Below are 25006 nucleotides of genomic sequence, written 5' to 3' on the forward strand. Positions count from 1 at the left end.
ATGCCAGATCAGCCTGGGCCGATCATCCTGGAGGGCGTGTACTTTGATGGCCGCAGCAGCCGCGATCAGCCCGCGACATTGACCGTGGACGCGCAGACGGCGTCGCTGAGGATGGCCGCGAGCGCCGGTCTGGGCCTTCCTGGCACGCTGCCTTTTGAGCAGAGCTGGCCCGCACGGACGCTGGGCGTGGAGGCCCCGATTCCTGGCGTTCGCCGCGCCATCACCTTCCCCGGCGCAGGCCGTTTTGAGACCCGCGACGACGCGGGCGTGAGTGCCTGGGAACGCGCCACCGGGCGCAACCGCGCCCTGAGCGGCGTGCGCGCCCTGGAATCACGCTGGTGGGCGGCGCTGGCCGCGCTGGGGGTTTCGCTGGCCGCGCTGGCGCTGTTCGTCGTCTACGGCATTCCAGCGGTGGCGCGGCAGGCCGCCCTCGCCACGCCCAGAAGCGTGCTGGCCACGTTTGACCGTGAAACCATCGGCGTGCTGGAAAACGGCGATTACTTTGGCCCATCTAAACTCAGTGCGGCGCGGCAACAGCAACTCAAGGCAGAGTTCCGCAAGGTGGCGGCCTGGGCGGGGGGCGGCTACCCGTACCGCCTGCTGCTGCGCGACGGTGAGGCAGGCGGCGCAAACGAACTGGGTGCAAACGCCTTTGCCCTGCCCGGCGGCACGGTGGTCATGACCGATCAACTGGTGGCGCTGGCAAAAAGTGACCGCGAATTGATGGGCGTGCTGGCCCACGAAACCGGGCATGTGACCAACCGGCACGGACTGGCAGGCGTGTATCAGGCGCTGGGGCTGACGCTGGCGACCACCGTGATCACGGGCGATCTGATCAGCGCGGGCACGTTCGCGGCGGCGGTTCCGGCGGCCCTGCTCAGCGGCGGCTACTCGCGCGCGGCGGAAACCCAGGCGGACGAGGCGTCGGGCCGGTACATGCTCAGGACCTACGGCACCACGCGCCCCCTGCAAACCATGCTGGCCCGGTTGGAAAAGGACGACGCGAAGGATTCGGAGACTTCAACGAAGAAGTCCGGGCCGTCCATCGTCGACCTGCTCAGCACCCATCCGGGGACGCCAGACCGCATCGCGCACCTGAAACGAATTGAGGCGGAGGGCAAACCTGTCCCGAAACGCTAGCCTGCCCGTATGAAGTTCGCTGTCATCTCCACCAGCCTGGACCCCGAGAGCCGCAGCGCGTGGCTGTGTACGCGGGCCGCGCGACAGCTCCGCGAGGCCGGACACACGGTCACGCATCTGGACTTGCGAGAGACGCCGCTGCCGCCGTTCGACAACGCCACTTGCTACGCCCACCCCAATGCGGACCTGTACCACCGCACCATTCTGGAGGCCGACGGCGTGCTACTGGGCGTCCCGGTTTACAACTGGGGGCTGGGTTCGGGGGCACGGACACTGGTGGAACTGACCGGCAGCAGCGACGCGGAGCGCGGTCTGCACGGCGCATGGTTTGACAAGCCCGTCACCTTTCTGGTGTCGGGCGGCCTGGACCACGGCTATCTCAGCCACGGGGCCTTTGCACTTGGTTTGATGTACGACTTTCGCTGCGTGATCAACCCTCATTTCGTCTACGCCACCTCGGCCCACTGGGACGCGCCGGAGGTGGCGGGGGAATGGCTGGCGGAGCGGCTCGCGCGCACGGTAGACAGAACTGTTGATCTCTCCAAACGTCTGCATGGGCGCGACTATCAGAGCGTGTGGGAGATTTGACCGCCCCAGGCTCTGAAAAACCGCGCATCATCACCGAACATCCCGACTTCTACATTGTCCACAAACCCGCGCTGTGGCTGACGCACCGGGTCCATACGGGGGGAAGGGTAGCTGTGCCCGATGTCCTGAGCTGGATGCAGCGCGAGACCGGGGAGCCGGACCTTTCGCCGCCGCACCGCCTAGACCGCGAAACCAGTGGCCTGCTGGTGCTGTCGCGCGACACCGACGCCGCCCGCCGTTTTTTCACGCTGTTCAAGACGCATCTGGTGGGCAAGTCCTACCTGGCCATCGTGCACGGCACGCCCCACTGGGAGCGCCGCACGCTGGACGCCCCGCTGGGCGATCTGGGCCTGGGCGCGGCCAACCGGGTTTTGATGCGGCAGGCAGTGGTCCCCAACGGACGCCCTGCCATCACCGATTTCCGGGTGCTGGAACAGCGGGCCGGACACGCCTTGATCGAGGCACACCCGCGTTCAGGCCGCCTGCATCAGATTCGGGCGCACCTGTTCCATCTGGGCCTGCCGATGGTGGGGGACAAGATTTACGGCCCGGAGCGGGATGCCTTCGTGGAATTCATCGAAACCGGGCAGACTCCCGAACTTACGGCCCGCCTGGGGCTGGAGCGTCAGGCGCTGCACGCCGCCCGCATCGCCTTTCCGTGGGCCGGGGCACAGATGATGGCCGAGGTGGAGATGCCAGAGGATATGCAGGGGTTCTGGAACACTCTCGGCGCACAAGTGTAATGTTCATACCCTTGCCTTTTCCTCTAATCCGAGTAATCTGATCAGGTATGGGATTTCCCACCTTGGAGCAGGCATGAACGAACGGACGCTGGACCAGTTGACCCCCGGCGAGAGTGCCCATGTGGTGGGGCTGGACCCGGCCCATCCGCTGCGCCGCCGCCTGCTGGAACTGGGCTTCGTGCGCGGCGCTCCGGTGACAGTGGTGCGCCGTGCCCCAATGGGCGATCCGTTTGAAGTGCGCGTCAACGGCACCGATCTGGCGCTGCGCGCCGCCGATCTGCACGGCATCCGGGTGCGGCAATGACGGCTACCTTTCCGCCACCCGACGTTCACATTCCCGATGAGGCGGCATGCAAAGCCACTTTGGGCCGACTCAAGGGAGCCAGCGAACCCAGAGTCGTGGTGGTGGGCAACCCCAACGTGGGCAAGACCACCCTGATCAATGCGGTGGCCGGAACGCGCCTGAAGGTGGGCAACTGGTCCGGCGTGACCATTGAGAAGCGCGAGGCGAAGCTGGAATACGCGGGCCGCGCGGTGCATCTGCTGGACCTGCCCGGCGCATATTCCCTCAGCCCGCACACGCCCGAGGAACTGATCGCCCGCACCGCCCTGCTGGACGAGGCTCCCGACGCCGTCCTGAACGTGCTGGACGCCGGGAATTTAGAGCGCAACCTCTACCTGACCTTGCAACTGCTGGACTTCCGACTTCCCGTTGCCGTGGCGCTGAATCTGGTGGACGAGGCGAAGAACAAGGGAATGACCGTGGACGCCGCCGCGCTGTCCCGCGCGCTGGGGGTGCCCGTCACGCAGACGGTGGCGAGCCGCAGTCAGGGCACCGCCGAACTGATGGGCGACGTGTTGAAGGGCGCGACGCTGGGCATTGCGGTTCGGTATCCGCCCCAGATTGAAGCAGCGGCCAATGATCTGACCGCCCGCATGGTCAATGTGCCCACCCTGCCACCGCACGCGCACCGCTATCTAGCCCTCGCGCTGCTGGAAGGCGATCCCAGCGTGCGCGGACGGCTGGCGGCCACCGGGCACACCGCCCTGTTGGACGCCGCAGATGCCCATCTAGCTGCGCTGGAAACCGAAGGCATTGATCCTCTGATTGAGATTGCCGAGGCCCGCTACGCCCGCGCAGGCGACCTGGCGCGGGTGGCCGTTCCGCAGGCCGAGGCACGGCGGACCCTCAGCGAGAAGTTGGACCGATTGGCACTGCATCCTATTCTTGGCATTCCCATCTTTCTGGCGCTGGTGCTGCTGGTCTTCCGGCTGACCTTCAGCGTGGCCTCGCCCTTCGTGGACCTGATCGGCGGCCCCCTCCAGACCATCATCGGCGGCTGGGCGGCGGCGGCATTGAGCTGGTTCCCGCTGGGGCGCGATCTGGTGGTGGGCGCGATCATTCCGGGGGTGGGCACGGTCCTGAGCTTCCTGCCCACGCTGCTCATTCTTTACCTCGCCATGAGCTTTCTGGAGGACAGCGGCTATATGGCCCGCGCCGCCTTCCTGATGGACCGCGCCATGCGGAGCATCGGACTGGACGGGCGCTCCTTTATTCCGCTGATCCTGGGCTTCGGGTGCAACGTCCCGGCCATTTACGCCACCCGCGCGCTGGAGCGGCGCAGTGACCGCGTGCTGGTCAGCATGATCCTGCCCTTCATGAGCTGTTCGGCACGGCTGCCCGTGTACGTGGTGTTCGCCGCCGCGCTGTTTCCACGTTCGGGAAGCTGGCTGGTCTGGAGCATGTACGTGCTGGGCATGGCGGTGGCCTTCTTCTTCGCCCTGATCCTGCGCCGCACCACCCTGCCTGCCGAGGGCGGCGGCGTGCTGCTGGAACTGCCCCCGTACCGCTTCCCCGCCTGGAAGGTGCTGTGGAAGCATGCCTCGCGCCGCACCGCCTCGTTTGCCCGCCGCGCCCGCACCACGGTCATGGGCACGGTGGCCGTGGTCTGGCTGCTGCTGGCGCTGCCCGCCGTTTCGGGGGAGAAGTTTGCCACGGTGCCGCCGCAGGACAGCCTGTTCGGCACGGTCAGCCGCGCGATCTCACCGATCTTTGCGCCGCTGGGTTTTGGGGACTGGCAGGCGACGGGCGCGCTGATCCCCGGTTTTGTTGCCAAGGAAGTCGTGGTGGGCACACTGGGCCAGATCTACCTGGGCGAGATCGCCGCCAATCCTGAACCGCTGGGCGTGGTTGAGGGCATTACGCAGACCGTTGTTGCCACCTGGGATACCATCAAGGCCAGCGTTTCTGCACTGCCCACGGTGCTGGCCCTGCCCAGCCTGAGCGCCGACGCCTCCGCCGAAACGAAGACCCCACTGGCGACGGCTCTGGCAAAGGCATTTACCCCAGCCTCCGCACTGGCCTATCTGGTGTTCGTGCTGCTGTATACGCCGTGCATTGCCACCGTGGGCGCGATGGCGCAGGAGCATGGGCGGCGGCTGGCCTGGATGACCGTGGGCTGGCAGATGGCAACCGCGTGGATCGTGGCCTTCGCCGTTTATCAAGTCGCCGTGAGGCTGCTGTAATGGCCCCGCTCGCTGTGATCCTGCGCGCGGTGGCCGGGGAACCGCGCACGCCCTCCGAGCTGGCGCGTGACCTGGGCAGTTCGGAGGCGGCCCTGAGCGGCATGCTGCGAACCCTGCAAACCGGGGGCTATGTGCAGGAAGCCATGCCCGCCGCCGACGGCTGCGCCTGCGGCCCCTGCGCCCTGAAAAGCATGTGCCGGAATGCGGACGGCGAAACTGCGCCGATGTCACTGCTCAAGCTGACGGCGCGGGGAGAGGCTTATCTGGGGCGGATGGGCGGATAGCAGGTTTACCCTTCCGGCCAGATCAGCGCCCAATCGTCCGTTTCCGGCCACTCCACGGGCAGAAAGACCTTCCAATCCTCGCCCACAATTTCCCGCACGGACACGACGCCAACGCCGCTGCCGCAAATCCACGTGCGGGTCACGCTGGGCAGTTCCGAGCAGTGGACTCTGCGCTCTACCCATTCCCGGTCATCCAGAAACGCGGCCCGCGTGATACTCGGCAATCCACCTTCTGGCACTATCAATTGCCCACCGATTTCCAGCAGAGGCGCGGTGCGGGAGCCGTCGGCCAGCGTGCCATCCGGGCCGACGAGCCAGCCTTCAAAAGCGTCCCCAGCCCTCTGCATGGCGAGGCGATACGGCAGGTAATTTCCAGTCTTGTGCACGGCCAGTTGCGGGTGAATCTGGATATCCGTCAGGCGTACGCGCACGCCGCCTGACGGACGCGGGCCGGGGGTCAGGCGGCGGTGGGTCCAGAACGTGCCCTCCGCACCCACCGTAACGCGCAGCAGGCCCCAGGGCCACGGCTCCAGCGTTGGCAGATCGGCGTCCAAGGCGGGCAGGCCCAGAAACGCACAGGTTTGGCGCAATCGGTTCAGGTGTGCGGGCCATATCAGCGGTTTACCCTGGCGCGTGCGAACGGTGGTAAACGCGGTCATCCCATGCAGCCACGCGGGATGATTCAGTTCGGGGGGCAGGGGCTTCAAACCTCCCGCCCCCGCTCCGCTGCCTGCGCGTTCCACTCTCGGCTCAGCCGCAGCCAGTTGCCCAGCAGCACCCGGCCTGACGGACTCAGCACGCTCTCGGGATGGAATTGCACGCCCCAGGCGGGTTTATTGGGAACAGCCAGCGCCATGATCTCGCCGCCCGCGCCCGTAGCTGTGATGTATTCAGGCGGCAGACCCCGCACCACCAGCGAGTGATAGCGCCCGAATTCTGCGGCGGGCAGTATGCCTTCAAAGAGTCCCTCGCCGCCGTGCTGCACCGCTTCCGGGCAGCCATGTACGGGCGCGGCCCGCTCCACCGTGCCGCCCAGCACCTGCCCCAGCGCCTGATGGCCCAGGCACACACCCAGCAGCGGCAGGCCGAGGCGCAGACACTCGCGGGTCAGCCCCAAGGTGGGATCACTGCTGTCTGGCGTTCCCGGCCCCGGCCCGGTCAGCACGGCGTCGGGGTTGTCTTTCAGGATTTCTGAAACCTTCGCATCTCGGGAAAAGACCATGACTACCGCGCCCAGCGCCCGCAGATCATGAACCAGATTCCAGGTAAACGAATCGCGGTTGTCCAGCAGATGCACCCGCAAACCCTGACCCGGTGTGCTGGACGCAGTTGGAGGCGTCCACACACAGCCCGGCGTGGGCGGTGCGGGCGGCTGGGCTGGGCGGCCCGGCACACCGGCCAGCGCACTTAAAAGGGCCTGGGCCTTATGCACGGTCTCCTCCGATTCATGCTGAGGGTCCGAGTCAATGACCGTGCCGCCGCCTGCGCGAACCTCCACCTCCCAGCCGTCTTCCAGGCGCGTGAAGGCTGCCGTGCGGATCAGAATATTCAGGTCTATCCGTGCGCCGCCGATGATGCCCATGCTGCCGGTGTACCAGCCGCGCGGTCCCGGCTCGTGATCCCGGATGGCGGTCATCACCCGCTGTTTGGGTGCGCCCGTGATGGTCCCGCCTGGAAAGGTGGCGGCCAGCAGATCGCGCAACGTCAGGTCATCTGCCGCACCGCCCCGAACCTCCGAAACCAGATGCATGACATGGCTGTAGCGCTCCACCAGCATCAGCTCTGGCACATACACACTGCCCGCTGCCGCCACCCGGCCCAGGTCATGGCGCACCAGATCCACCAGCATCAGGTGTTCGGCCACCTCCTTGGGGCTAGCGCGCAGTTCGGCCTCCAGCGCGGCGTCCTCCGCAGGGGTCTGGCCGCGCCGCCGCGTTCCCGCAATCGGGCGGGCCGAAACTTCGCCCCCAGCCCAGTCCACCAGCCGCTCGGGGCTACACGACACCACCACCTCTGAACCCATGTCCAGGAAGGCCATGAACGGGCTGGGATTCAGCTCCCGCAGCCGCAGGTACGCCGCCAGCGGATCGCCCGTCGCCTGCGCCCGCACCCCCCGCGAGAGATTGACCTGATAGACCTCGCCGGCCCGGATCAGTTCCTGAATGGCGCGCACGCCTGCCGGATAGTCCACGTCATCGGCGCCGAATTCACTGACGTTCAGCGTCGGCAGAGGAGCCGGGTGGGCGGCCAGCAACGCTTCCCAGTCCACATGTGGCTCCCCCACGATTTCCAGCGTTCCGGCATGGCGGTCCCAGACCAGCCCTGAGGGGTAAAAACCCCACCACCCGGCCTCACCATGCGCCGGATGCGTGTCCAAACCGGATTCCTGCGCCGCCTCATATTTCAGGCCGCCCAGCCACGCGGGAAAAATAGTGTTGCCACTGGGACGCTCCGGCAGGCTGGACTGCACCCGCGTCGGCCACGCGCTGAGAAACGAATATCGGCCATAGAGCACGGCAGGTCCCAGCGATTCCAGCAGGGCTACGCCCGGCGCGTCCGCTGCCCGCAGGCGCAGCAGCACGTCGGCGGGCGAGAGGAGGGGCAGGGCCGGGGTCACGCCAGAATTGTACGCACCGCAGCCCCACACGCGCACCCAACCTTAATCCCTTACAGTTAACCCGGAATTAGCTGATAGACTGCCTTTATGTGGGTGTCTACCAAAGCTCAGTACGGCCTGCGCGCCATGATCGAGATCGGACGGCAGGGGGGCGCTGCCGTGCCTCTCAAGGACGTATCCGAGCGCCAGGGCCTGAGCCAGCATTATTTGGAGCAGATCGCCAGCAACCTGCGCCGCGCCGGGTTCATCCGCAGCATTCGGGGGGCGCACGGCGGCTACCGGCTGGCGCGTCCGGCAGCAGAGATCAACGCCTACGACGTGGTCACCGCCCTGGAGGGCAGTATCGCCCCGGTGCAGTGCGTGGAGGATGACCACACCTGCGAGAGCCAGAACGTCTGCGGCACGCAGGACCTGTGGTTTCGGGTGGACGCCGCACTGCGTGACGTGCTGGGCGGCACCACGCTGGCGGACCTGATCGAACAGAGTGACCGCCAGCAGCACTCGCGTCTGGTGCAGATCGAGGGCAGTTACACAGGCTCAGCCGGGTCTTGAGAATCAGAGAGTAAAGCCAGAGAGCAAGACAGTGAGGCGGGCCGGAAAGTCGGTTCCGCCTTTTTTAATCTCAGTGCTGATGATGCGAGCCAGACCACCGCCTCGCCGCCGCCGTATGCGTATTCTGTCGGGCGATGTATCGCCGCCTTGCCCGCCCGCTGCTGTTCCGTCTGGACGCCGAAGACGCCCACCACCTGACCCTGAGCTTGCTGGAAGTGGCCTCGAAGGTTCCGGTCTGGCCTGGGCTGGCCCGCGCCGTCACGTCACCTGACGCGGCGCTGGGGCAAATCGTCTTCAGGCACTCCTTCGCCTCCCCCATCGGGCTGGCGGCTGGGCTGGACAAGAACGCGGTGGCCGTGCCTGCCTTCGCAGCGCTGGGCTTCGGCTTTCTGGAAGTCGGCACGGTCACGCCCCGGCCCCAGCCAGGAAACGAGCGGCCCCGCCTCTTCCGGCTGCTGGAAGACGAGGCGCTGATCAACCGCATGGGCTTCAACAATGCCGGGGCAGACGCGCTGCACGCCCGCCTGAGCGCGCTGCCCCCGCAGTCCGCACCCATCTGGGTCAATATCGGCAAAAACAAGGACACCCCCAACGAGGAATCTGCTGGGGACTACCTGAAGTGCGTGCATGCCTTGCAGGACGTGGCCGACGCCTTCGTGATCAATGTCAGCAGCCCCAATACCCCCGGCCTGCGTGCCCTGCAAGCGGCAGATGGTCTGGGCGAACTGGTCCGCGCCGTGCTGGACGCTACCGAGGCGGGCCGGGTCCGCACCCTGCGCCGCCCCCCCGTGCTGGTCAAGCTGGCCCCGGACCTGCATCCCGCCGACTTCGAGGCCAGTGTGGGAGCCGTGCAGGACGCAGGCGCACATGGCCTGATCGTCAGCAACACGACACTGAGCCGGGATGGTCTGTTCAGCGAGAAGGCGGGTGAAACGGGTGGCTTGAGCGGACGCCCTTTGACGCAGAAGTCCACCGCTTTGGTCCGCGATGCGTACCGCCTGACCAACGGCAAGCTGCCCATCGTGGGCGTGGGCGGCATTTTCAGTGCTGCCGACGCCCACGCCAAACTGCGCGCCGGGGCCAGTCTGCTGGAAGTCTACAGCGCCCTGGTCTACGAGGGGCCAGGGCTGGTACGTCGTCTGAACCGGGGGCTGGCCGATCTGCTGGCCCGCGACGGCGTGGCAAACGTGGCCGAGATCATCGGCGTGGACGCCCGCTGACCGTGCGGGTTGCCGTCCTAAGCGACATTCATGGCAACGCCTTCGCGCTGGAGGCGGTGCTGGCGGACATCCGCGCCGCGTCGCCCGACTTGATCTTCAACCTGGGAGACCAGATCGAGGGCAGTGCTGATCCGGCCCGCGCCGCCGCCTTGCAGGCCGAACTGGGAGCCATAGAGGTACGCGGCAACAACGAGGAAAAACTGTGGCCGGGGGGACGCCGCGCAAAGATTTCAAAGGAGATCGGCGCGTGGCTGGCGACGCAGATGGACGCCGCCGCTCTCGCCCGCCTCGCCGCCCTGCCGCTGACGGCGCACGCGCTGGATGGGCGGCTCTTCGCCTGCCACGGCACGCCCACGAGCGCCTGGGACATGCTGCTGTGGCACTGGGAAGACGAGCCGGAGCGTGGGCCAGGAGCCGGGTATTACCGCGCCCGTGATCCCCGCGAACTGCGCGCCATCGTCGAACCGCTGAACGCCGAAGTCGTGCTGTGCGGCCATACCCACCGCCCCGGCACAACCCGCGTGGGCGACACATTGGTGGTGAACACTGGCTCGGTCAGCGATCAGGTGGACGGCGATCCGCGTGCCCGCTGGACGCTGCTGGAAGAACGTGGCGGACACTGGGCAGCGGATTTCCGTACCGTGGATTTCGACATCGAGGCTGCCGTACGCTGGTCCCAAACGCATTCCCCCTTCGGAGAGTTCGAGGCCATGCTGCTGCGAAGCGGCGAAATGGTGGGGCGCGGCGGCTAGGGCCAAGGCAGTATCTCTTTTGACCCTGGCTCATCCGCCCCCCAACCTTCAGGCGGTCACACTCCAGAGGCCCAATAATGGTCGGTGGGACCGAAAATCAGTCCGGGCGTCTTGAACTTCATCGTTGAGCATATGGCAGGAAAAAGGCCGTCCAAGCCGCCTTGAAGCAGGCAACCTGAGCGACCTTGAAGTGGCCTCAGCTCGCGCTCAGATCACGAATTCGCCCGCCCTCATCACTGGCTCGCGGCTGCCGTCCTTCAGGATGCCGTCCACATCCATCTCTCCGCTGCCGATCATCCAGTCCACATGGGTCAGGCTGTCGTTGCCACCCCTGGCGTTGAAATCCCCCACGTTCATGTCCACGCCGCCCGCCACGTTGAAGCGGTAGGCGTTGCCAATGGCGATGTGGCTGGCCGCGTTCTCGTCGTACAGGGTGTTGAAGAAGAACAGACCAGATCTGGAGATCGGGCTGCTATGCGGCACCAGCGCCACCTCGCCCAGGCGGTGGCTGCCCTCGTCGGTGTCGATCATTTTTTCGAGGGTGGTCTGCCCCTTATCGGCAGTGGCGTTCGTAATGCGCCCATCCCTGAACTCGATGCGGATGCCGTCCAGCAGCGTGCCGTTGTAGGACAGCGGCTTGGTGCTGACCACCACGCCATCCACGCGCTCACGGTGCGGGGCCGTCCAGACTTCCTCGGTGGGAATATTGGCGGTGAAGGTGATGCCGCTGGGGGTGTCCGCCGCGCCGCCGCCCCATAGGTGGTCATCGGCCAAGCCCACGGTCAGGTCCGTCTCGCCACCTTTGAAGTGCAGCGCAGCGTATTGCTTGGCGTTCAGCACCTCGCGACGACGTTTGAGGTTCGCCAGATGCTCCTGCCACGCTTCTACCGGATCGGACTGATCGGCACGGGTGGCGGCAAAGATGGCGTCCCACTGCTTCTCCACGGCTTCATCGGCATTTGAATCGGGGAACATCAATTCGGCCCAGCCAGGGATCGGGGCGCTAATCAGGTTCCAGTTCAGGCGGTTGGTCATGACCTGCTCGGTGTAGGGCCTGCGGTAGGCTGCCAGCGCCTTCTGGTGCGTCGCCACGCGCTCGGCGTCCACCCCGCCCAGCAGGTTGGGATTGGTGGCCCGGATGGCGAGGACTGCGCCGCCCGCCTCTGCCGTCTCGATCTCGGCGTCCACCCGCCACTTGCTCAGGGTGTCAAAGGTGCCGTCTGGGGCTAGCTCGAAGCGGGACAACTGAACGTCATCGTCGTCCCAGCGCACGTCCACGAAAGACGCGCCCGCCGCATACGCCTCGCGCACCACGGCGCGGGCCAGGGGCGCGGTGTCTACCGGGGCCTGAATCAGCACGCGCTGACCCTCGCGCAGGCCCAGGCCGACGCGGACGGCCAGCCGTGCGTAATTCTGCAACTTCTCCTCGAATGTCAGACTCATAGCCGGGAGGATAACGCGCCGCCCGCCAGGGGCCGGGAGGTTAAGAAAGGAATAAAAAAGCTCCCACATGGGGAGCCTCTTCTCGAACTGGTCTTGCTTGGATTGAACTCGCTTAGACGGCCAGCACCTGACGGCCATCGTAATAACCGCAACTGGGGCAGATGTGGTGCGAGAGCTTCTTGGCGTGGCAGTGGGGGCACTCGGACAGGTTGGGCACGGCCAGCGCGTGGTGACTGCGGCGCATGTCGCGCTTGCTTCTGCTGGTCTTCTTCTTGGGAACGGGATGTTTAGCCATGTCGTGATTTCTCCTCTTGCCGGGCGTTTCCCGCCGCAGCGCATTCTGCCCGCCATGTTGCGCTCAGGGACAGACCTGAAGCAGCGGGCGAGACAACAGGCGGGAGTATAGCACGGCTCAGGGTTTGGGCGGGATGTGAGCGAGAGTCATTGCCAGTGCCGGGGGGGTGGATTCGGTTCAATCCCTCAATAGTTTCCCTCAAAGGGTCACTGCTCGCCGCCCATCGCCCGCTCTGCCGCGTCCGCCAGGGCTTCCAGGCTGGCCGTTTCCGCCACGGTCACGCGCGTGAAGCCGGCATCGCGGGCGGCGTCGGCAGTCTGCGGCCCCATCGCAGCGACAGGCATGTTCAGCGGATCGAAGTCCGCATCTGCCAGCTTCGCCAGATGGCGGGCTGCACTGCCAGAGGCCAGGGTCAGGACGGCGGCGTTCTTCAGGCGCTCCAGCTTATTCTCGTCCGGTGCGGCGGCTTCCGTGCGATACAACTCGGCCCGCGCATAGCCGATATCCCGCAACTCCAAAGCCCGTTGCAACTCGTCCTCGGCCAGTTGGGAGGTCAGGTGCAGGGTGGCCTCTCCCCCATCAGTAGGCAACTCCGCGCCCAGGTGGCGTGCGCCGGGGGTAGACGGCACAAAGTCGGCGCGCAGGCCACGCTCGGCCAGACTGCGGGCCGTGCTGGGGCCGACGGCGGCAATCCTGACATGCGCCAGGGCGCGGGCATCCAGCTCAGCGCCGTCCAGCAACGAGAACAGCGCCGTCACGGCCTGATTGCTGGTCAGTAGCAGCCAGCCCCTGAAGTCGCGCAGGGCGCTCAGAGCCGCCCCTCCCCCATCGGAGGCCGCCTCGAAGCGGATCAGCGGCACTTCCAGCACCGCTGCGCCACGTGCCCGCAACACGTCCGAGAGGGCGCTGGAGCCGTCGCGGGTGCGGGTCACAGCCACCGTCTTGCCGCTCAGGGGGCCGCCGAAGGTGGGGGCATTATCGAACCAGCGCAACTTGTCGCGCAGCTTGACCACCTCGCCCACCACGGTGACGGCGGGGGCTTCCAGGCCAGCATCCTTCACCGCCTGAGCAATGGTTTCCAGCGTGCCCGTCGCCACGCGCTGCTGGTGGGTGCTGCCCCACTGGACGGTGGCGGCAGGGGTCTGCGGGTCACGCCCGGAGGCGATCAGCTCGGCGGCAATGGTGTCCAGATTCCGCACGCCCATCAGCAGCAGCAGGGTATCCACCCCTGACAGCCGCTCGTAGTGCGCGCCGCCCTCACGGGTGTTGCCGGTCAGGACGGCGAAGGAACGCGCCACGTCGCGGTGCGTGACTGGAATTCCGGCGTATGCGGGGGCGGCAATGGCGCTGGTCACGCCGGGGACGATCTCAAAGGGCACGCCCGCATGGGCGCACGCCTCGGCTTCCTCGCCGCCGCGCCCGAAGACGAAGACATCGCCACCCTTGAGGCGGGCCACGCGCTGGCCGCCGTTTTGCTGCGCCGTGTTCACGATCAGCGCGTTGATCTGCTCCTGGGTGATGTACTCCGAAAAACCCTTCTTGCCCACGTAGATGGTTCGGGCATCCGGGCACCAGCGCAGCAGTTCGGGGTTGGCGAGGTAGTCGAACAGCACCACATCGGCGTTCTGGAGAGCGTGCTGGCCGCGCAGGGTCAGCAGTCCGGGATCGCCCGGCCCGGCCCCGATCAGGGAAACGAAAGCGCGCGAGGAAGTTGAAGCCTGAGTCATGCTGCCTAGGCTAGCGGGCGGAGGCGGGGACAAATGCGGGACGCTACGCTGGCGGGATGAATACAGACGTTTTAACCCGGCTGGCACATGGAGAGGCCACAGCGCACGCCCGGTATGGGCGCACAGGCAGGGCAGCGCGGTTTGGCCCGCTAGTAGCCGTTCACGCCGGGCCAAATCTGCCCCTGAACATCGCCTGGTATGACGGCACGCGCCTGCCCACGCCAGAGGAATTGGCCGAGTTTGAGGCGTTCTGTACGGAGCAGGATCAGCCCGCCACCATCCACCTGCTCTCGGCCTTCGCCGCCGCCGGGCTGCCGCTGCTGACTGCGCGCGGCTACGTGCTAGATTACGTGTTACACGCCTACGTTCACGGTCTGGCCCATCTCCCCGAGCAATCTCTGACCCAGATTCGGACGGAAGAGGCCGAAGCCTGGGCCACTCTGGCCGCGCGGGGTTTCGGCCCGGGAGCCGAAGAGATCATGTCGTTGGTGGCACACGCGCCGGGAACGCAGCTCTTCGTCGCAGATGTGGACGGTCTACCTGCCGCGACTGCCGCCCTCAGCGCCGTAGAGGGCGTCGCCGCCTTTCACGGCACGGCCACACTGCCCGAATTTCGGGGGCGCGGGGTGCAATCCGCGCTGCTGGCCCACCGCCTGAGGATCGCGGCGCAGGCCGGGGCAGATCTCGCCAGCGTGTTCGTCACACCGGGCACAGGCAGCGAACGCAACGTGGAACGGGCCGGATTCAGGCTGGTGGGCGCGCGGTTGACGCTGACACGGCGGGAATGAAGCTCAGTTGAGCTTACTCGATGCTGGCTTTTGCTGGTCTGCCCAGGACAGCACCCGCTCCAGCGGCAGCCAGTCGCTGCCGTAGCTGTTGTAGTGCGCGGTCTCGATCACACCGTCCGCACCGATCAGGAACTCGGCGGGCATCCGCAGCAGTTCGCCGTCGTCCTTGAGGGCGCTGGCACCCATCATGCGGAAGCCCTGGATCATGGTGGACAGGTTGCGGGGGTCCAGCGTGCCTTTAAGGCTCATCCGCAGGCCGTAGCGATCATAGGTTTCGTCTTTGGGATCGGCCAGCACCGGGTAGGGCGGACGCTGCCTGCCAATCCCGTCCGAGAGGTCTTCCAGCGGGCTGCCCCACACCGACACGATCTGCACGCCGCGCTCACGCAGGCGCTCATGCATGGTAATGATCTTGGCATGATGTGGGTTGCACATGGCGCAGGTACTCTGGCGGTTGAACACCAGCCACACCGGCTGGCCGCGAAGCGCGCTCAGGCGCAGCTCGCCCCCAGCCAGATCCGGCAGACAGAAGTCCGGCGCAGCCTGCCCGGCCTTCAGCGCGTCGGCCACCTCACGCGGCGCGGCAGCGTTCTGAGGGCGCAGCGCTCCCTCACGCAGCAGGCGGCTCACGGTCTGTGTCAGGGTGTCCCAGCGTTGCGGCGTCCGCTGCGACATTTCCCCCAGGCTCAGGCCGCGCATGGCCGCGTGGTAGACGCGCTCCTTGCCGTCGTCTCCCAGCAGCGCCGGGACCGAGAGAGGATTCGCCGCAAAACGGGAAGAGGGTTTGAGAGAACGCTCCTCCCGAGTGAGCAGGGCCGCATGACGCTCGGCGGCTTCGACGGCCTGACGCGTCTGGGTGCTGTTCAGGGGCAGTTCGGCGGGGGCATCGGTCCACGGGGCCGAACTGGTCATGCTGGTCTGCCACGCCAGCGGCAGCAGCGCCGAGAGAGCACGCTCCTGCGCCGCCATGTCCAGTTGCGTGCGGCCCAGATATCCCCGGTCCAGCAGGAAGGCCAGCGCGCCCTGCAAATTCCCCCCCACCTGCTGCGCCTCGGCAATCGTGGCCGGATGCACGCCCAGCGCGATCAGGGACACGCTCCAGGGCGGCAACACACTGCTGCGCAGCCCCACGATCTGCCCCTGCATCAGCCGCAGGGCCGTATTCAACTGCTGATCGGCAAACGAGAGGTTCAAAACGGTGGGGCTGTCTTTCGCGGCCACCTGAGACACGGCTTGCAACACGGGGAGCAACATGGACCGAGTGTAAAAAAGTTCACCTCACAGAACCCTTTCGTGAAGATTGGTCTAAGGACTGAACCTGTCATCTCTACGAGAGGAGAATCGGCAACTGGACTCCGGGCAGGCAAGGGTCAGCGCCCCCGCAGAAGCCTCAGCACCTCGCCGTCCACCGGGCCAAGCGAGACGGGCAGATGGTCCAGACGAAAGAAACGAAGTTCACTGCCTTCCTCGCCATCTGGGACAGGAACGCCATGCCATTCGCGGACCACGTAGACGGCCACCACCTGATAGAACTCGTCCCCGTTGGGAAGCTTCTGATAGGTCTGCGGCCCGCTGATAACCGTCAGGAACTCAGGGTTGAGCGGGGTGATGCTCGCCTCCTCCCACAGTTCGCGGCGCAGGGTTTCGGGGAGCGGCTCGCCCAGTTCCGCGATGCCGCCGGGGGTGCCCCAGCCGCCAGTATCGGTGCGGCGTTGCAACAGGACTTCATTTTCGGTGTTCAGGACCAGCGCACAGACGCCCACCCAGTTGACTGGCGCATGACCGATCAGCGCGCGGAGATCGCGGACATAATTCATGCCAGCCACGCCTGAGCTTTGTGGCCCAGTCGATTCAGGGGCGGCAGATCATTCAATGAAAAGAAACGCGCCTCAGCGATCTCCATACAGTCCGGCACAGGTGTTCCGCTCCAGTCGGTCACGCGAAACAGGGCGGTGTAGCTGTAGAACTGATCGCCGTTCGCCACCTGGGCCAGCGCGACAGGACTGAGCATTTCCAGCAATTCCACCGCGCCGATCCTCAGCCCTGTTTCCTCCAGAGCCTCGCGCCGGAGCGTTTCAGAGAGCGACTCGCCCAGTTCGCTGATGCCTGCGACCAGTCCCCAGTTCTCCGCTCCTGCCCGCCGCAGTAACAGTAGTTCGCCGTCTCCGTTGACGATGATGCCCGCCGCGCCCACGAAGTTGACGGGCCGCGTACCGATGACCCGCCGCAGCCCAGCCACGTAATCGATTGTACTCACCTGAGTATCTTACACACTCAAATTGTTGGCCTGCCGCACCGCATCACGCACCGCCGCGCAGACGGCTTCCTGTACCAGTGCGCCCAGCAGCAGCGGATCAGCGGGCGGCTTCGCGCAACTGCTGAGCATGAAGGCGGCGTCGCCGTCCCAGTAGGTGTGGCTGGGATGGATCACGCGGCCCAGCGCAGTTTGTGCGGCGTCGGCCAAGCGTCGGCAATCGGCCTTGCTCAGGGTATGTTCGGTCACGACGGCAATCAGGGTGGTGTTCTCCACATCACCGGGGGTAAACGACACGGCCCCTGGCCCCGTTCCTGGCCCGGCCAGCACGCCACCGCGTTCGTCCAGCACGTCGCCAATCGGGTTGACCACCGCCAGTGCACCCACGGAAACGCCATAACGCTCCAGCATCACGCTGCCCAGGCCGCCGGGAACCGTGCCAGGGCCTCCCAGGTACTTGCCCGCCGTCGTCCCCGTTCCAGCGCCCACCCGGCCACGCGGCACGGGATCACTGGAGGCGGAACGCGCCGCCAGCTCACCCTCCCGTTCACCCGGACGCGCCAGAGGATCGCCTACGCCCAAGTCATAGACCACCGCCGCCGGAACAATCGGCACACGGGCAAACGGCGTCTGGTGACCCACACCGCGCTCTTCCAGCACGCGCACCACACCGGACGCCGCCGCCAGTCCGAAGGCACTGCCGCCCGTCAACAACAGGGCATGAACGCGCTCCACCTTCTTCTCAGGCGACAGCAGCACGCCCTCACGCGTCGCCGGACTCGGCCCCAGAAACGAGGCGGAGGCCACTGCGCCCATATCTGGGCAAAGGATCACGGTGCAGCCCGTCATTCCCACGGAATCCGTCCAGTGGCCGACGCGAAAGCCGGGGATGGCGGTCAGCGTGGAGTTGGTCATGGACGCCCTTTCATCGGGAGGGAATCCAGAACATCTCCCGCTCTGTCAGACCCCACGGTCAACCGCCTCCACATAGGCCTCGATCTGCTGCCGGATCACGTCCAGGCTGCCTTCCCAGAAGTCCGGGGCGTGCAGATCAATGCCGAAGCGGGCGGCCAGAGCAAGCGGACCCTCGCGGCCCGTGGAGGCCAGCAACTCGTCGTAACGGGTCTGGAATTCGGCCTCCGTCCCGGCCTCGCGCGCCGCCACATACTGCGCATACAGGCCCAGACCGAACAGTAGGCCAAAGGTGTACGGATAGTTGTAGAAGGCCAGGCTGTAGTAGTGCGGCTTGACCGCCCACATGTACGGGTGCAGCGTGTTCAGCGCGTCGCCGTAGGTCTCGCGCTGCGCCCAGGTCATCAGATCATTGAAGTCCTGCGGGTTCAGGTCACCCTTCTCGCGCCGCTCGAATACAGCCCGCTCGAACAGAAAGCGGCTGTGGATGTCCACCACCACCTGCGCGTGGCCCATCAGACTGGTTTCCAGGACGTAGAGGCGCTCTGCCCCCGTCGCTTCCGCCAGCGCAGCATTCTGCACCACCGTCTCGCAGAAGATGGAGGCGGTTTCGGCCAGGGTCATGGGCGTCTCGCGTTGCAGCGGCTCAGACTGGGCCAGTCGGGCGTTGTGGTAGCCGTGGCCCAGCTCGTGCGCCAGGGTGGACACGCTGTCGAGGCTGGGGGCGTGGTTCATCAGAATGCGGCTCTTGCCCCGCGTCCAGCGCATGCAGAAGGCCCCGCTGCGCTTGCCTTCGCGGGGGCCAGCGTCCACCCAGTCGCCGTCAAAGGCTTCGGCGGCAAAGTCGCCTAACTGCGCGGAGTAGCCCCGAAATTGGCGTTCCACAAATTCGGCTCCCGCGCCGTAGGTCCACTCGGTCTCACTGCGGCCCACCGGGGCTAGGATGTCCCACCAGTCCAGCTTTTGCTTGCCCAGCGCCCGCGCCTTGGCGGCAAAGTAGCGCCGGAAGTCGGAGAAGGAGCGCACCACCGCGCCCTGCATGGCGTCCAGCGTCTGGCGGTCAATGCCGTGCGTCAGCAGGCTGGGGGCCACCGCGTCCTCAAATCCGCGCCGCCGGGCCAGCGTGCCTTCCTCACCCTTAACGCCGTTCAGGGCGGCGGCAAAGACCACTTCCGACGATTTCCAGGCGGCGATTTCTGATTCGTAGGCGTCGCGGCGCACCGTTTCGTCCGCGTCGCTGGCGAGGGCGCGCAGGGCGGTGATGGGCAGACGTTCGCCCCGGAATTCACCCTTAAGCTGGCTGCTCACATTCCCCTGGAGTTTGGACCAGCCCCCGGCCCCACTGGGACGCAGGCGGGCGGCCAGATCTTCCTCAGGGGGCGACATCTGGTGACGGGCCAGTTGAATGGCGCGGCGCAGAAAGTGTTCGTGGTCCCGCACGGTTTCGGAGGCGGCCAGCAGGTCAGAGAGTTGCGCGTCATTCAGGCCGCCCAGCCACGCGGTCAGGCGCGAACGCAGCGGCCCCAGCGGCAGCGTCAGGGTGGTCAACGCAGCCATGCGGCTCTGGGCCAGCGTGTCGCGGCTGTCGGTGGTGAAAAAAGCGTTCAGATAAGCACCGATGGGGCCGCTGCGGTTGCTCAGGGCATTCATGGCGTCCAGCACGCGCCCCAGCGTTTCGGGGGTGGCATCAGGACCATCCATACGAACCTCCAGCTCGTCAAACAGCCGTTCGAGGTCCGCGATCCCGGCGCGTAGCCCTTCCAGGTCCTGTTCCAGCCGGGGGTCACTCAGGCTGGCGTACAGGTCATCGGTGCGCCAGCGGGGCATCTCGGGGGCGGTGGGTGTGGAGGTCATGCCCCCAGTGTAGGCCGGGTGGGAATGACAAAAACCGCCGATACAAAACGCCTCACTTGATCGATTCAGTCCCGCACAGCAACGCGGTTCACACTTTGCGGCCTGCTCTGCCAGAAGTGCTATTTTAAATGAACCATTAACCCATCTGGCGTCACATGGACGCCCACTCTGGAGGTTTCACCTATGCGTACCCGTTTGCTGTTGTCCGCTGCCCTCGCCGTATCCGCCGCCCTGACCACCTCGGCCAGTGCCGTGACCACCCTGAACGTCTTCATGGGCAGCCAGCAGCGCCCCGAAGTGTTCCAGCCGCTGTTCGACCGATTCGAGAAGGCCAACCCCGACATCAAGGTCAAGATTGAAACGGGCGGGGCCACCAGCGAGGCGCAGAACCAGTACCTGACCACCGTGCTGGCCGCCCGCGACGACACCCTGGACATCTTCCTGATTGATGTGGTCCGCACCGCCACCTTCGCCGCCGCCGGGTGGGCCGAGCCGCTGAACGGGTACATCAGCGGTGTCAACAGCTACCTGGGAAGCTTCCTGCCGGGTCCGGTGGCCGCCGCCACCTACGGCGGCAAGTTGTACGCCATGCCCGCCTTCACCGACGCGCAGTTCCTGTACTACCGCAAAGACCTGCTGACCAAGTACAAGCTGCCCGTCCCCAAAACCTGGGACGAACTGACTGCCACCGCCGCCAAAATCCAGAAGGGCGAGGGAGGCAAGATGCAGGGCTTCAACTTCCAGGGTGCGCCCATTGAGGGCACCGTGTGCAACTTCCTGGAAACCCTGTGGACCGGGGGCGGTGACGCCAGCAACGTCAACAGCGCGGCGGGCAAGCAGGGCCTGGGCTTCCTGGTCAACTCGGTCAAGTCCAAGCTGTCGCCTGCCGCCAGCTCCGAGATCAAGACCGACGACTCGCGCCTTCAGTTCCAGGCCGGGGACGTGGCAATGGGCCTGAACTGGAGCTACGCCTGGGCGCACTTCCAGGGCAACAGTCCGCAGCCCACCACCGTTAAGGGCGACGTGGGCGTGGCTCCGCTCCCCTCGTTCGGCAAGAACCCCACCGCCACCTGCACGGGCGGCTGGGAATGGGGCGTCAACGCCTACGGCAACCACAAGAAAGAGGCCGTCAAGCTGCTGCAATTCATGTCCAGCGTGAACATCCAGCGTGACATGGCGGTCAACGGCGCTTACCTGCCCGTCCGCAAGAGCCTGTACAGCGATGCCAAGGTGCTGGCCGCCAACCCGCACTTCAAGGCGCTATACCCGGTGATCCTCAAGGCCCGCCCGCGCCCAGTCACGCCCAACTATCCCAAGGTCAGCGAGATCATCCGCAACAACGTGTCCGCCGCCGTGGCAGGCAGCAAGACCGTGGACTCGGCCCTGAGCGACATGCAGCGCGATCTGGCCCCTCTGCTGAAGTAGGGCACGTCTGACGCCCCGCCCCCCACATCTGGAGCTGGATAGAGATTGGGGGGCGGTTTCTTTCAAATGGAACACGCTCCGGCTCTTCTCTTACCTACACTCCGCCCCAAAGGAGCCATCCATGACCCAGAAGAACATCGCCGCCCCGCTGCCCAAACCCAGGGGCCGCAGCCGGGGCGAGGCCAGCGAGGGGCAACTGGCCTTCTGGCTGCTGCTGCCCGCCGCGCTGCTGCTGTGCGGCGTGCTGCTGTTTCCGATGATCACCACCATTCGCGACTCCTTTTACTTCAACAAGCTGACCGAGCCATTTAACGGGCAGCCCTTCGTGGGTCTCAAGAACTACGTGCAGATGTTCGCTGACCCGCGTTTCGGCACCTCGCTGCGAAACACGCTGTTCTTCGCGGTGCTGACGGTGGGCGGCTCCTTCCTGATCGGCATTCCAATGGCGCTGGCAGCCCACACGCCCAGCAAGGTGCGCGGGCTGGCGCGGGTGGCGCTGCTGCTGCCGTGGGCCATGCCGCCAGTCATGACCGGATTGATCTTCGCGTGGCTGTTCAATGCCCAGTACGGCGTGTTCAACGACATTCTGGTGAGGCTGCACATCGTCAAGGAACCGCTGCTGTGGCTCAGCACGCCGGGACTGGCGGTGCTGGCGATGGTGGTTACAATTGTCTGGAAAACCAGTTCCTTCGTGGCCCTGATCGTGCTGGGCGGCCTCCAAGGCATCCCCCGCGAACTCACCGAGGCGTCGGAGGTGGACGGCGCGAGCCGCGTTCAATCCTTCTTCCGCATCATTTTGCCGCTGCTGGCCCCCAGTCTGGCGGTGGCGTTCATCTTCCGCTCCATCAGCGCGGTGCAGGTGTTTGACATTCCGTACACCTTCATTCAACAGGCTCCGGCGCAGGGGCTGCTGGAAACACTGGGCGTCTACATTTACCGCACCAGCATTGAGTTTCTGGACTTCGGCTACGCGGCCACCCTGAGCGTGGCGCTGTTCGCGGTCAGTCTGGTGGTCACAGGCGTTTATGTGCGCTTCGTGCGTGACGGGGCCAGCACATGAGCGGCGAAACGGCGGCCCCCGAACGGCTGACACTGGGAGACAAAATAGGCCGCTGGGCGGGCCTGATCGCGCTGATCGTCGGCGGTTTCTTCCCCCTGATCTGGATGCTCCTAACCAGCCTCAAGACGGAAGCCGAGTTGCAGAAATTCCCGGTGCAATACCTGCCGAGCATGCTGAATTTCGCCAACTATGCCCGCGTGTTCACCGAGCAGCCCTTCGCCCGCTTCTTCTTCAATTCCATGACCGTCAGCCTGCTGAGTACTGTGCTGTGCATCGCTGTGGCGGTTCCGGCAGCCTACGCGCTGGCGCGGCTAAACATCCGGGGGCGCGGGCTGCTGCTGACTGCCGTGGTGGCCTTTTCCATGTTCCCTGTGGTCAGCCTGCTGGTGCCGCTGTTTCGCCTGTTCCGTGGCCTGAGCCTGCTGAACAGCTACCCCGCGCTAATCCTGCCCTACGCCGCTCTCAGCCTGCCGGTAGCAATCCTGACCCTGGTGGCCTTCTTCAGCGCCATTCCGCGTGATCTGGAGGCGGCGGCCATGATTGACGGCACCTCCCGCGTGGGCGCGTTGATGCGCGTGGTGCTGCCCCTTTCTGCCCCTGGCATGGTCACGGCGGCGCTGCTGATCTTCGTCAACTCGTGGAACGAATTCCTGCTGGCGCTGAGCTTCAACACCAAGCTGGACATGCGAACCGTCAGCGTGGGCGTCACGCTGTATCAGGGCGAATTTGCCTTCCCGTGGCCGCTGATCGCCGCCGCTGTGGTGATTGCGACGATTCCGGTGGTCATGTTGATCGCCGTCTTCCAACGGAGGTTCGTGGCCGGATTGACGGCGGGGGGGGTCAAGGCTTGAAGCTTTGCTCAGCGAGGTTTCTGGGTGGCTGCCACGGTTTGACCCCTCCGCCCCTTCGGGGCACCTCCCCTCAAGGGGAGGCAAGTGGATTTCTCCGTGGCACGATCTACTGCACCTCTTGGCTCCCCTTGAGGGGAGCTGGCAGCGAAGCTGACTGAGGGGTTAAACCGTAGCGCCCCCCCTTGCCACTTCACCGAATCCCGCTCCTCTCCCACAACCGAGGTTTCCCCATGACCAACCCATCCCAGTCTGAATTCCTGTGGTTCCTGCAACTCTCGCGTGACGGCGAATTCATCGGCACCAAAAACAAGATGCCGCGCAAGCCCACGCTGCCCTACCTGCAAAGCCTGATCGCCACGGCGGGCGAGGCAGGTTTTGACGCCCTGCTGACCGCCACCAATTACCACAGCGAACACGAGAACTACACGGCGGCGGTGGCGGCACTGGCGCAGACGGCGGCCACCGATCCGGCACTGCTGATCGCCGTGCGGCCCGGCATGTTTCAGCCTGCCATGTACGCCAAGATGCTCGCCACCCTGCAAAACCTGTTTCCGGGCCGCGTGAGATTGAACATCGTGACGGGCAGCAGCCCCGCCGAGAACGCCATGTACGGCGACTTTGAAGACCACGCCAAACGCTACGAGCGCACCCGCGAATTCATGCAAATCCTGCGCCAGTTGTGGACCCAGCCGCCTCCGCAATCCTTTAAATCGGACATCTACGCCTTTAATGACGCCGTGCTGGACCCCGCCCCCGTGCAGCCCATCCCCATCTACTTTGGCGGCGCGTCCCCGGTGGCGCAGGGGATTGCCGCCGAACTGGCCGACGTTTACCTGATGTGGGGCGAGCGCGAGGACATGATCAAGGAGAGAATGGCGCAGATGCAGGAGCTAACTGCGAAGGCGGGGCGCACCCTGCGCTATGGCCTACGAACCCATGTCATCGTCCGCGAAACTGAAGAGGAAGCGCGGGCTGCCGCCGAACGCCTGATCAGCCGCGTGGACCCGGAAGTGCGCGCCGCCTTTGTCGCCAGCCACGCCCATGTAGACGGCGTGGGCCAGCAGCGCCAGATTGACATGGTCAAGAATCTGGACGCCGACCTGATGGTGGAGCCGGGGTTATGGGCGGGTGTAGGTATGGCCCGCAGCGGCGTGGGCGTCGCCCTGATCGGTGACCCGCAACAGGTGGCCGACAAGATTCGCCGCTACGAGGACATGGGCTTTTCCTCGTTCATCTTCAGCGGCTACCCGCATCTGGAGGAAGCCCGCCGCTTTGGGGAGCTGGTCATGCCGCTGCTCAAGGGCAAACAGGAAGAGGGCCGCGCCATTCACACGGATAAGGTGGCCCCGGTGGCCTGAATCACAGCAAAAAAAGGGAGATGGAGCTGAATGGCCCGCCTCCCTTTTTTGGTTATGCTGTTGACTTGACGCGCCTATTTGACGGTGGCCCGGATAAAGCAGGTGACCACCCCACCGCCCTTCAGATCGGGAAGCTGCCAGCGGACATTGGTGTACTCGCTGGGGTTGACCGTCACTTCCTTCTTCACGTCCTGGCCGTTCTCGGTGACGGTCACGAACTTCTTGAGGGGTTCGGCGGCATAAGCTTTGCCGTCAATGCTGAACAGCGCCGTCACGCCGTCCACGTCGCACTGCTGTGAGGCAAATGCCGTGGCCGCCGGGACCGCCATATTCAGCTTGAGCTGCTTGACGGGCATTCTGCTGGTGTTCTCCACGCGCTGCTGCAACTGCAACAGGTCGCCCGGCGACACGCCCCGGTTGGCGGTATCAGTCAACTTCTCCACGGTCTTGCCGTCCGTCTTCACCTGTGTGACCAGCAGGGTGGACGCGGTGACTTTCAAGGGCGAGTTCTGCGCGCCTGCGATGCCCGCCAGGGCGGGCGCAACCAGCAGCGCGGTCACCAGGGCCTTAGTGATCTGGGTATTTTTCATGAGAATACCTCCTGCTGCCATTGTGCC

The 25006-nt window shown here is 65.6% G+C and carries 25 protein-coding genes; 14 read left to right on the forward strand and 11 right to left on the reverse strand.

Annotated elements, in window-relative coordinates; genetic code table 11:
* The 6 genes from DAAJ005_RS12905 to DAAJ005_RS12930 all read left to right on the forward strand — a co-directional run bounded on the left by DAAJ005_RS12905 (nt 1) and on the right by DAAJ005_RS12930 (nt 5281).
* Entirely contained in the window at nt 1-1140 is a 1140-nt protein-coding gene (locus DAAJ005_RS12905) for a M48 family metallopeptidase (RefSeq protein ID WP_151847469.1), read from the forward strand.
* Nucleotides 1141-1149: 9 nt separating this feature from the next.
* The gene (locus tag DAAJ005_RS12910; protein ID WP_151847470.1) at nt 1150-1728 is read left to right on the forward strand and encodes an NADPH-dependent FMN reductase; all 579 of its coding nucleotides are present in this window, start codon (nt 1150-1152) and stop codon (nt 1726-1728) included.
* A complete protein-coding gene (locus DAAJ005_RS12915; protein WP_226342417.1) occupies nt 1725-2471 on the forward strand; it encodes an RluA family pseudouridine synthase in 747 nt (248 codons plus the stop codon). Before DAAJ005_RS12910 ends, DAAJ005_RS12915 begins: the two co-directional genes overlap by 4 nt.
* Nucleotides 2472-2544: 73 nt before the next feature.
* Nucleotides 2545-2775 carry a ferrous iron transport protein A gene (locus DAAJ005_RS12920; RefSeq protein WP_151847471.1) on the forward strand — a complete coding sequence of 77 codons (231 nt, stop codon included), beginning with the start codon at nt 2545-2547 and terminating at the stop codon, nt 2773-2775.
* Complete coding sequence (feoB, locus tag DAAJ005_RS12925; protein WP_151847472.1) at nt 2772-4997, forward strand: ferrous iron transport protein B; 2226 nt, start codon at nt 2772-2774, stop codon at nt 4995-4997. The genes DAAJ005_RS12920 and feoB overlap by 4 nt, the downstream gene beginning before the upstream one ends.
* Complete coding sequence (locus tag DAAJ005_RS12930; protein ID WP_151847473.1) at nt 4997-5281, forward strand: helix-turn-helix domain-containing protein; 285 nt, start codon at nt 4997-4999, stop codon at nt 5279-5281. The genes feoB and DAAJ005_RS12930 overlap by 1 nt, the downstream gene beginning before the upstream one ends.
* Nucleotides 5282-5286: 5 nt before the next feature.
* On the opposite strand, the gene DAAJ005_RS12935 is transcribed toward DAAJ005_RS12930, so the two are convergent.
* Nucleotides 5287-5988, reverse strand: a complete 702-nt coding sequence (locus DAAJ005_RS12935) for an aminotransferase class IV (protein WP_226342418.1) — start codon at nt 5986-5988, stop codon at nt 5287-5289.
* Entirely contained in the window at nt 5985-7898 is a 1914-nt protein-coding gene (locus DAAJ005_RS12940; protein WP_226342419.1) for a chorismate-binding protein, read from the reverse strand. The genes DAAJ005_RS12935 and DAAJ005_RS12940 overlap by 4 nt, the downstream gene beginning before the upstream one ends.
* Nucleotides 7899-7985: 87 nt before the next feature.
* Here DAAJ005_RS12940 and DAAJ005_RS12945 point away from each other — a divergent pair, with 87 nt between their 5' ends.
* The 3 genes from DAAJ005_RS12945 to DAAJ005_RS12955 all read left to right on the forward strand — a co-directional run bounded on the left by DAAJ005_RS12945 (nt 7986) and on the right by DAAJ005_RS12955 (nt 10422).
* A complete protein-coding gene (locus DAAJ005_RS12945) occupies nt 7986-8450 on the forward strand; it encodes an RrF2 family transcriptional regulator (RefSeq protein WP_029479874.1) in 465 nt (154 codons plus the stop codon).
* A gap of 134 nt (nt 8451-8584) precedes the next feature.
* A complete protein-coding gene (locus DAAJ005_RS12950; protein ID WP_151847474.1) occupies nt 8585-9670 on the forward strand; it encodes a quinone-dependent dihydroorotate dehydrogenase in 1086 nt (361 codons plus the stop codon).
* A gap of 2 nt (nt 9671-9672) precedes the next feature.
* On the forward strand, nt 9673-10422 hold the full coding sequence (locus tag DAAJ005_RS12955) for a metallophosphoesterase (protein ID WP_151847475.1): 750 nt from the start codon (nt 9673-9675) through the stop codon (nt 10420-10422).
* A 207-nt stretch (nt 10423-10629) separates the two neighbouring features.
* Here the strand turns inward: DAAJ005_RS12955 and DAAJ005_RS12960 are convergent, their stop codons facing one another.
* From DAAJ005_RS12960 to cobA, 3 genes are all read right to left on the reverse strand, one after another.
* Complete coding sequence (locus tag DAAJ005_RS12960; protein ID WP_192930756.1) at nt 10630-11865, reverse strand: aminopeptidase; 1236 nt, start codon at nt 11863-11865, stop codon at nt 10630-10632.
* A gap of 112 nt (nt 11866-11977) precedes the next feature.
* On the reverse strand, nt 11978-12160 hold the full coding sequence (rpmF, locus tag DAAJ005_RS12965; RefSeq protein ID WP_151847477.1) for a 50S ribosomal protein L32: 183 nt from the start codon (nt 12158-12160) through the stop codon (nt 11978-11980).
* 206 nt (nt 12161-12366) lie between these two features.
* Complete coding sequence (gene cobA, locus DAAJ005_RS12970) at nt 12367-13887, reverse strand: uroporphyrinogen-III C-methyltransferase (protein WP_151847478.1); 1521 nt, start codon at nt 13885-13887, stop codon at nt 12367-12369.
* A gap of 56 nt (nt 13888-13943) precedes the next feature.
* Here cobA and DAAJ005_RS12975 point away from each other — a divergent pair, with 56 nt between their 5' ends.
* Nucleotides 13944-14675: a GNAT family N-acetyltransferase gene (locus DAAJ005_RS12975; protein WP_151847479.1), complete on the forward strand. Its 732-nt coding sequence runs from the start codon at nt 13944-13946 to the stop codon at nt 14673-14675.
* 3 nt (nt 14676-14678) lie between these two features.
* Here DAAJ005_RS12975 and DAAJ005_RS12980 read toward each other — a convergent pair whose 3' ends face one another.
* The 5 genes from DAAJ005_RS12980 to DAAJ005_RS13000 all read right to left on the reverse strand — a co-directional run bounded on the left by DAAJ005_RS12980 (nt 14679) and on the right by DAAJ005_RS13000 (nt 19695).
* Nucleotides 14679-15929, reverse strand: coding sequence for a peroxiredoxin-like family protein (locus tag DAAJ005_RS12980; protein WP_151847480.1), 1251 nt, complete (start codon nt 15927-15929; stop codon nt 14679-14681).
* 116 nt (nt 15930-16045) lie between these two features.
* Nucleotides 16046-16492: an NUDIX hydrolase gene (locus DAAJ005_RS12985; RefSeq protein ID WP_226342420.1), complete on the reverse strand. Its 447-nt coding sequence runs from the start codon at nt 16490-16492 to the stop codon at nt 16046-16048.
* Nucleotides 16489-16932, reverse strand: coding sequence for an NUDIX hydrolase (locus DAAJ005_RS12990; RefSeq protein WP_151847482.1), 444 nt, complete (start codon nt 16930-16932; stop codon nt 16489-16491). Before DAAJ005_RS12990 ends, DAAJ005_RS12985 begins: the two co-directional genes overlap by 4 nt.
* Nucleotides 16933-16941: 9 nt before the next feature.
* A complete protein-coding gene (locus tag DAAJ005_RS12995) occupies nt 16942-17844 on the reverse strand; it encodes a P1 family peptidase (RefSeq protein ID WP_151847483.1) in 903 nt (300 codons plus the stop codon).
* Nucleotides 17845-17889: 45 nt separating this feature from the next.
* Nucleotides 17890-19695 carry a M3 family oligoendopeptidase gene (locus tag DAAJ005_RS13000; protein ID WP_151847484.1) on the reverse strand — a complete coding sequence of 602 codons (1806 nt, stop codon included), beginning with the start codon at nt 19693-19695 and terminating at the stop codon, nt 17890-17892.
* A gap of 183 nt (nt 19696-19878) precedes the next feature.
* Between DAAJ005_RS13000 and DAAJ005_RS13005 the strand changes: the two genes are divergently transcribed.
* The 4 genes from DAAJ005_RS13005 to DAAJ005_RS13020 all read left to right on the forward strand — a co-directional run bounded on the left by DAAJ005_RS13005 (nt 19879) and on the right by DAAJ005_RS13020 (nt 24389).
* A complete protein-coding gene (locus DAAJ005_RS13005; RefSeq protein WP_151847485.1) occupies nt 19879-21120 on the forward strand; it encodes an ABC transporter substrate-binding protein in 1242 nt (413 codons plus the stop codon).
* Nucleotides 21121-21241: 121 nt separating this feature from the next.
* A complete protein-coding gene (locus DAAJ005_RS13010; protein ID WP_151847486.1) occupies nt 21242-22180 on the forward strand; it encodes a carbohydrate ABC transporter permease in 939 nt (312 codons plus the stop codon).
* The gene (locus DAAJ005_RS13015) at nt 22177-23031 is read left to right on the forward strand and encodes a carbohydrate ABC transporter permease (RefSeq protein ID WP_151847487.1); all 855 of its coding nucleotides are present in this window, start codon (nt 22177-22179) and stop codon (nt 23029-23031) included. The genes DAAJ005_RS13010 and DAAJ005_RS13015 overlap by 4 nt, the downstream gene beginning before the upstream one ends.
* Before the next feature lie 230 nt (nt 23032-23261).
* Nucleotides 23262-24389, forward strand: a complete 1128-nt coding sequence (locus DAAJ005_RS13020) for an LLM class flavin-dependent oxidoreductase (protein WP_151847488.1) — start codon at nt 23262-23264, stop codon at nt 24387-24389.
* A 74-nt stretch (nt 24390-24463) separates the two neighbouring features.
* Here DAAJ005_RS13020 and DAAJ005_RS13025 read toward each other — a convergent pair whose 3' ends face one another.
* A complete protein-coding gene (locus tag DAAJ005_RS13025; RefSeq protein WP_226342421.1) occupies nt 24464-24979 on the reverse strand; it encodes a hypothetical protein in 516 nt (171 codons plus the stop codon).
* Between the last annotated feature and the right edge of the window lie 27 nt (nt 24980-25006).

The organism is Deinococcus sp. AJ005, assembly GCF_009017495.1.
Lineage (GTDB): Bacteria > Deinococcota > Deinococci > Deinococcales > Deinococcaceae > Deinococcus.

Bases quoted from the DNA above. Each gene is read 5' to 3' on its own strand.
- DAAJ005_RS13015 (WP_151847487.1), top strand. From the start codon at position 22,177: ATGAGCGGCGAAACGGCGGCCCCCGAACGGCTGACACTGGGAGACAAA.
- DAAJ005_RS12905 (WP_151847469.1), top strand. From the start codon at position 1: ATGCCAGATCAGCCTGGGCCGATCATCCTGGAGGGCGTGTACTTTGAT.
- DAAJ005_RS13025 (WP_226342421.1), bottom strand. From the start codon at position 24,979: ATGAAAAATACCCAGATCACTAAGGCCCTGGTGACCGCGCTGCTGGTT.
- DAAJ005_RS13005 (WP_151847485.1), top strand. From the start codon at position 19,879: ATGCGTACCCGTTTGCTGTTGTCCGCTGCCCTCGCCGTATCCGCCGCC.
- cobA (WP_151847478.1), bottom strand. From the start codon at position 13,887: ATGACTCAGGCTTCAACTTCCTCGCGCGCTTTCGTTTCCCTGATCGGG.
- feoB (WP_151847472.1), top strand. From the start codon at position 2,772: ATGACGGCTACCTTTCCGCCACCCGACGTTCACATTCCCGATGAGGCG.
- DAAJ005_RS13000 (WP_151847484.1), bottom strand. From the start codon at position 19,695: ATGACCTCCACACCCACCGCCCCCGAGATGCCCCGCTGGCGCACCGAT.
- DAAJ005_RS12920 (WP_151847471.1), top strand. From the start codon at position 2,545: ATGAACGAACGGACGCTGGACCAGTTGACCCCCGGCGAGAGTGCCCAT.
- DAAJ005_RS12950 (WP_151847474.1), top strand. From the start codon at position 8,585: ATGTATCGCCGCCTTGCCCGCCCGCTGCTGTTCCGTCTGGACGCCGAA.
- DAAJ005_RS12980 (WP_151847480.1), bottom strand. From the start codon at position 15,929: ATGTTGCTCCCCGTGTTGCAAGCCGTGTCTCAGGTGGCCGCGAAAGAC.
- DAAJ005_RS12910 (WP_151847470.1), top strand. From the start codon at position 1,150: ATGAAGTTCGCTGTCATCTCCACCAGCCTGGACCCCGAGAGCCGCAGC.
- DAAJ005_RS12975 (WP_151847479.1), top strand. From the start codon at position 13,944: ATGAATACAGACGTTTTAACCCGGCTGGCACATGGAGAGGCCACAGCG.
- DAAJ005_RS12995 (WP_151847483.1), bottom strand. From the start codon at position 17,844: ATGACCAACTCCACGCTGACCGCCATCCCCGGCTTTCGCGTCGGCCAC.
- DAAJ005_RS13010 (WP_151847486.1), top strand. From the start codon at position 21,242: ATGACCCAGAAGAACATCGCCGCCCCGCTGCCCAAACCCAGGGGCCGC.
- DAAJ005_RS12930 (WP_151847473.1), top strand. From the start codon at position 4,997: ATGGCCCCGCTCGCTGTGATCCTGCGCGCGGTGGCCGGGGAACCGCGC.
- DAAJ005_RS13020 (WP_151847488.1), top strand. From the start codon at position 23,262: ATGACCAACCCATCCCAGTCTGAATTCCTGTGGTTCCTGCAACTCTCG.
- DAAJ005_RS12960 (WP_192930756.1), bottom strand. From the start codon at position 11,865: ATGAGTCTGACATTCGAGGAGAAGTTGCAGAATTACGCACGGCTGGCC.
- DAAJ005_RS12945 (WP_029479874.1), top strand. From the start codon at position 7,986: ATGTGGGTGTCTACCAAAGCTCAGTACGGCCTGCGCGCCATGATCGAG.
- rpmF (WP_151847477.1), bottom strand. From the start codon at position 12,160: ATGGCTAAACATCCCGTTCCCAAGAAGAAGACCAGCAGAAGCAAGCGC.
- DAAJ005_RS12985 (WP_226342420.1), bottom strand. From the start codon at position 16,492: ATGAATTATGTCCGCGATCTCCGCGCGCTGATCGGTCATGCGCCAGTC.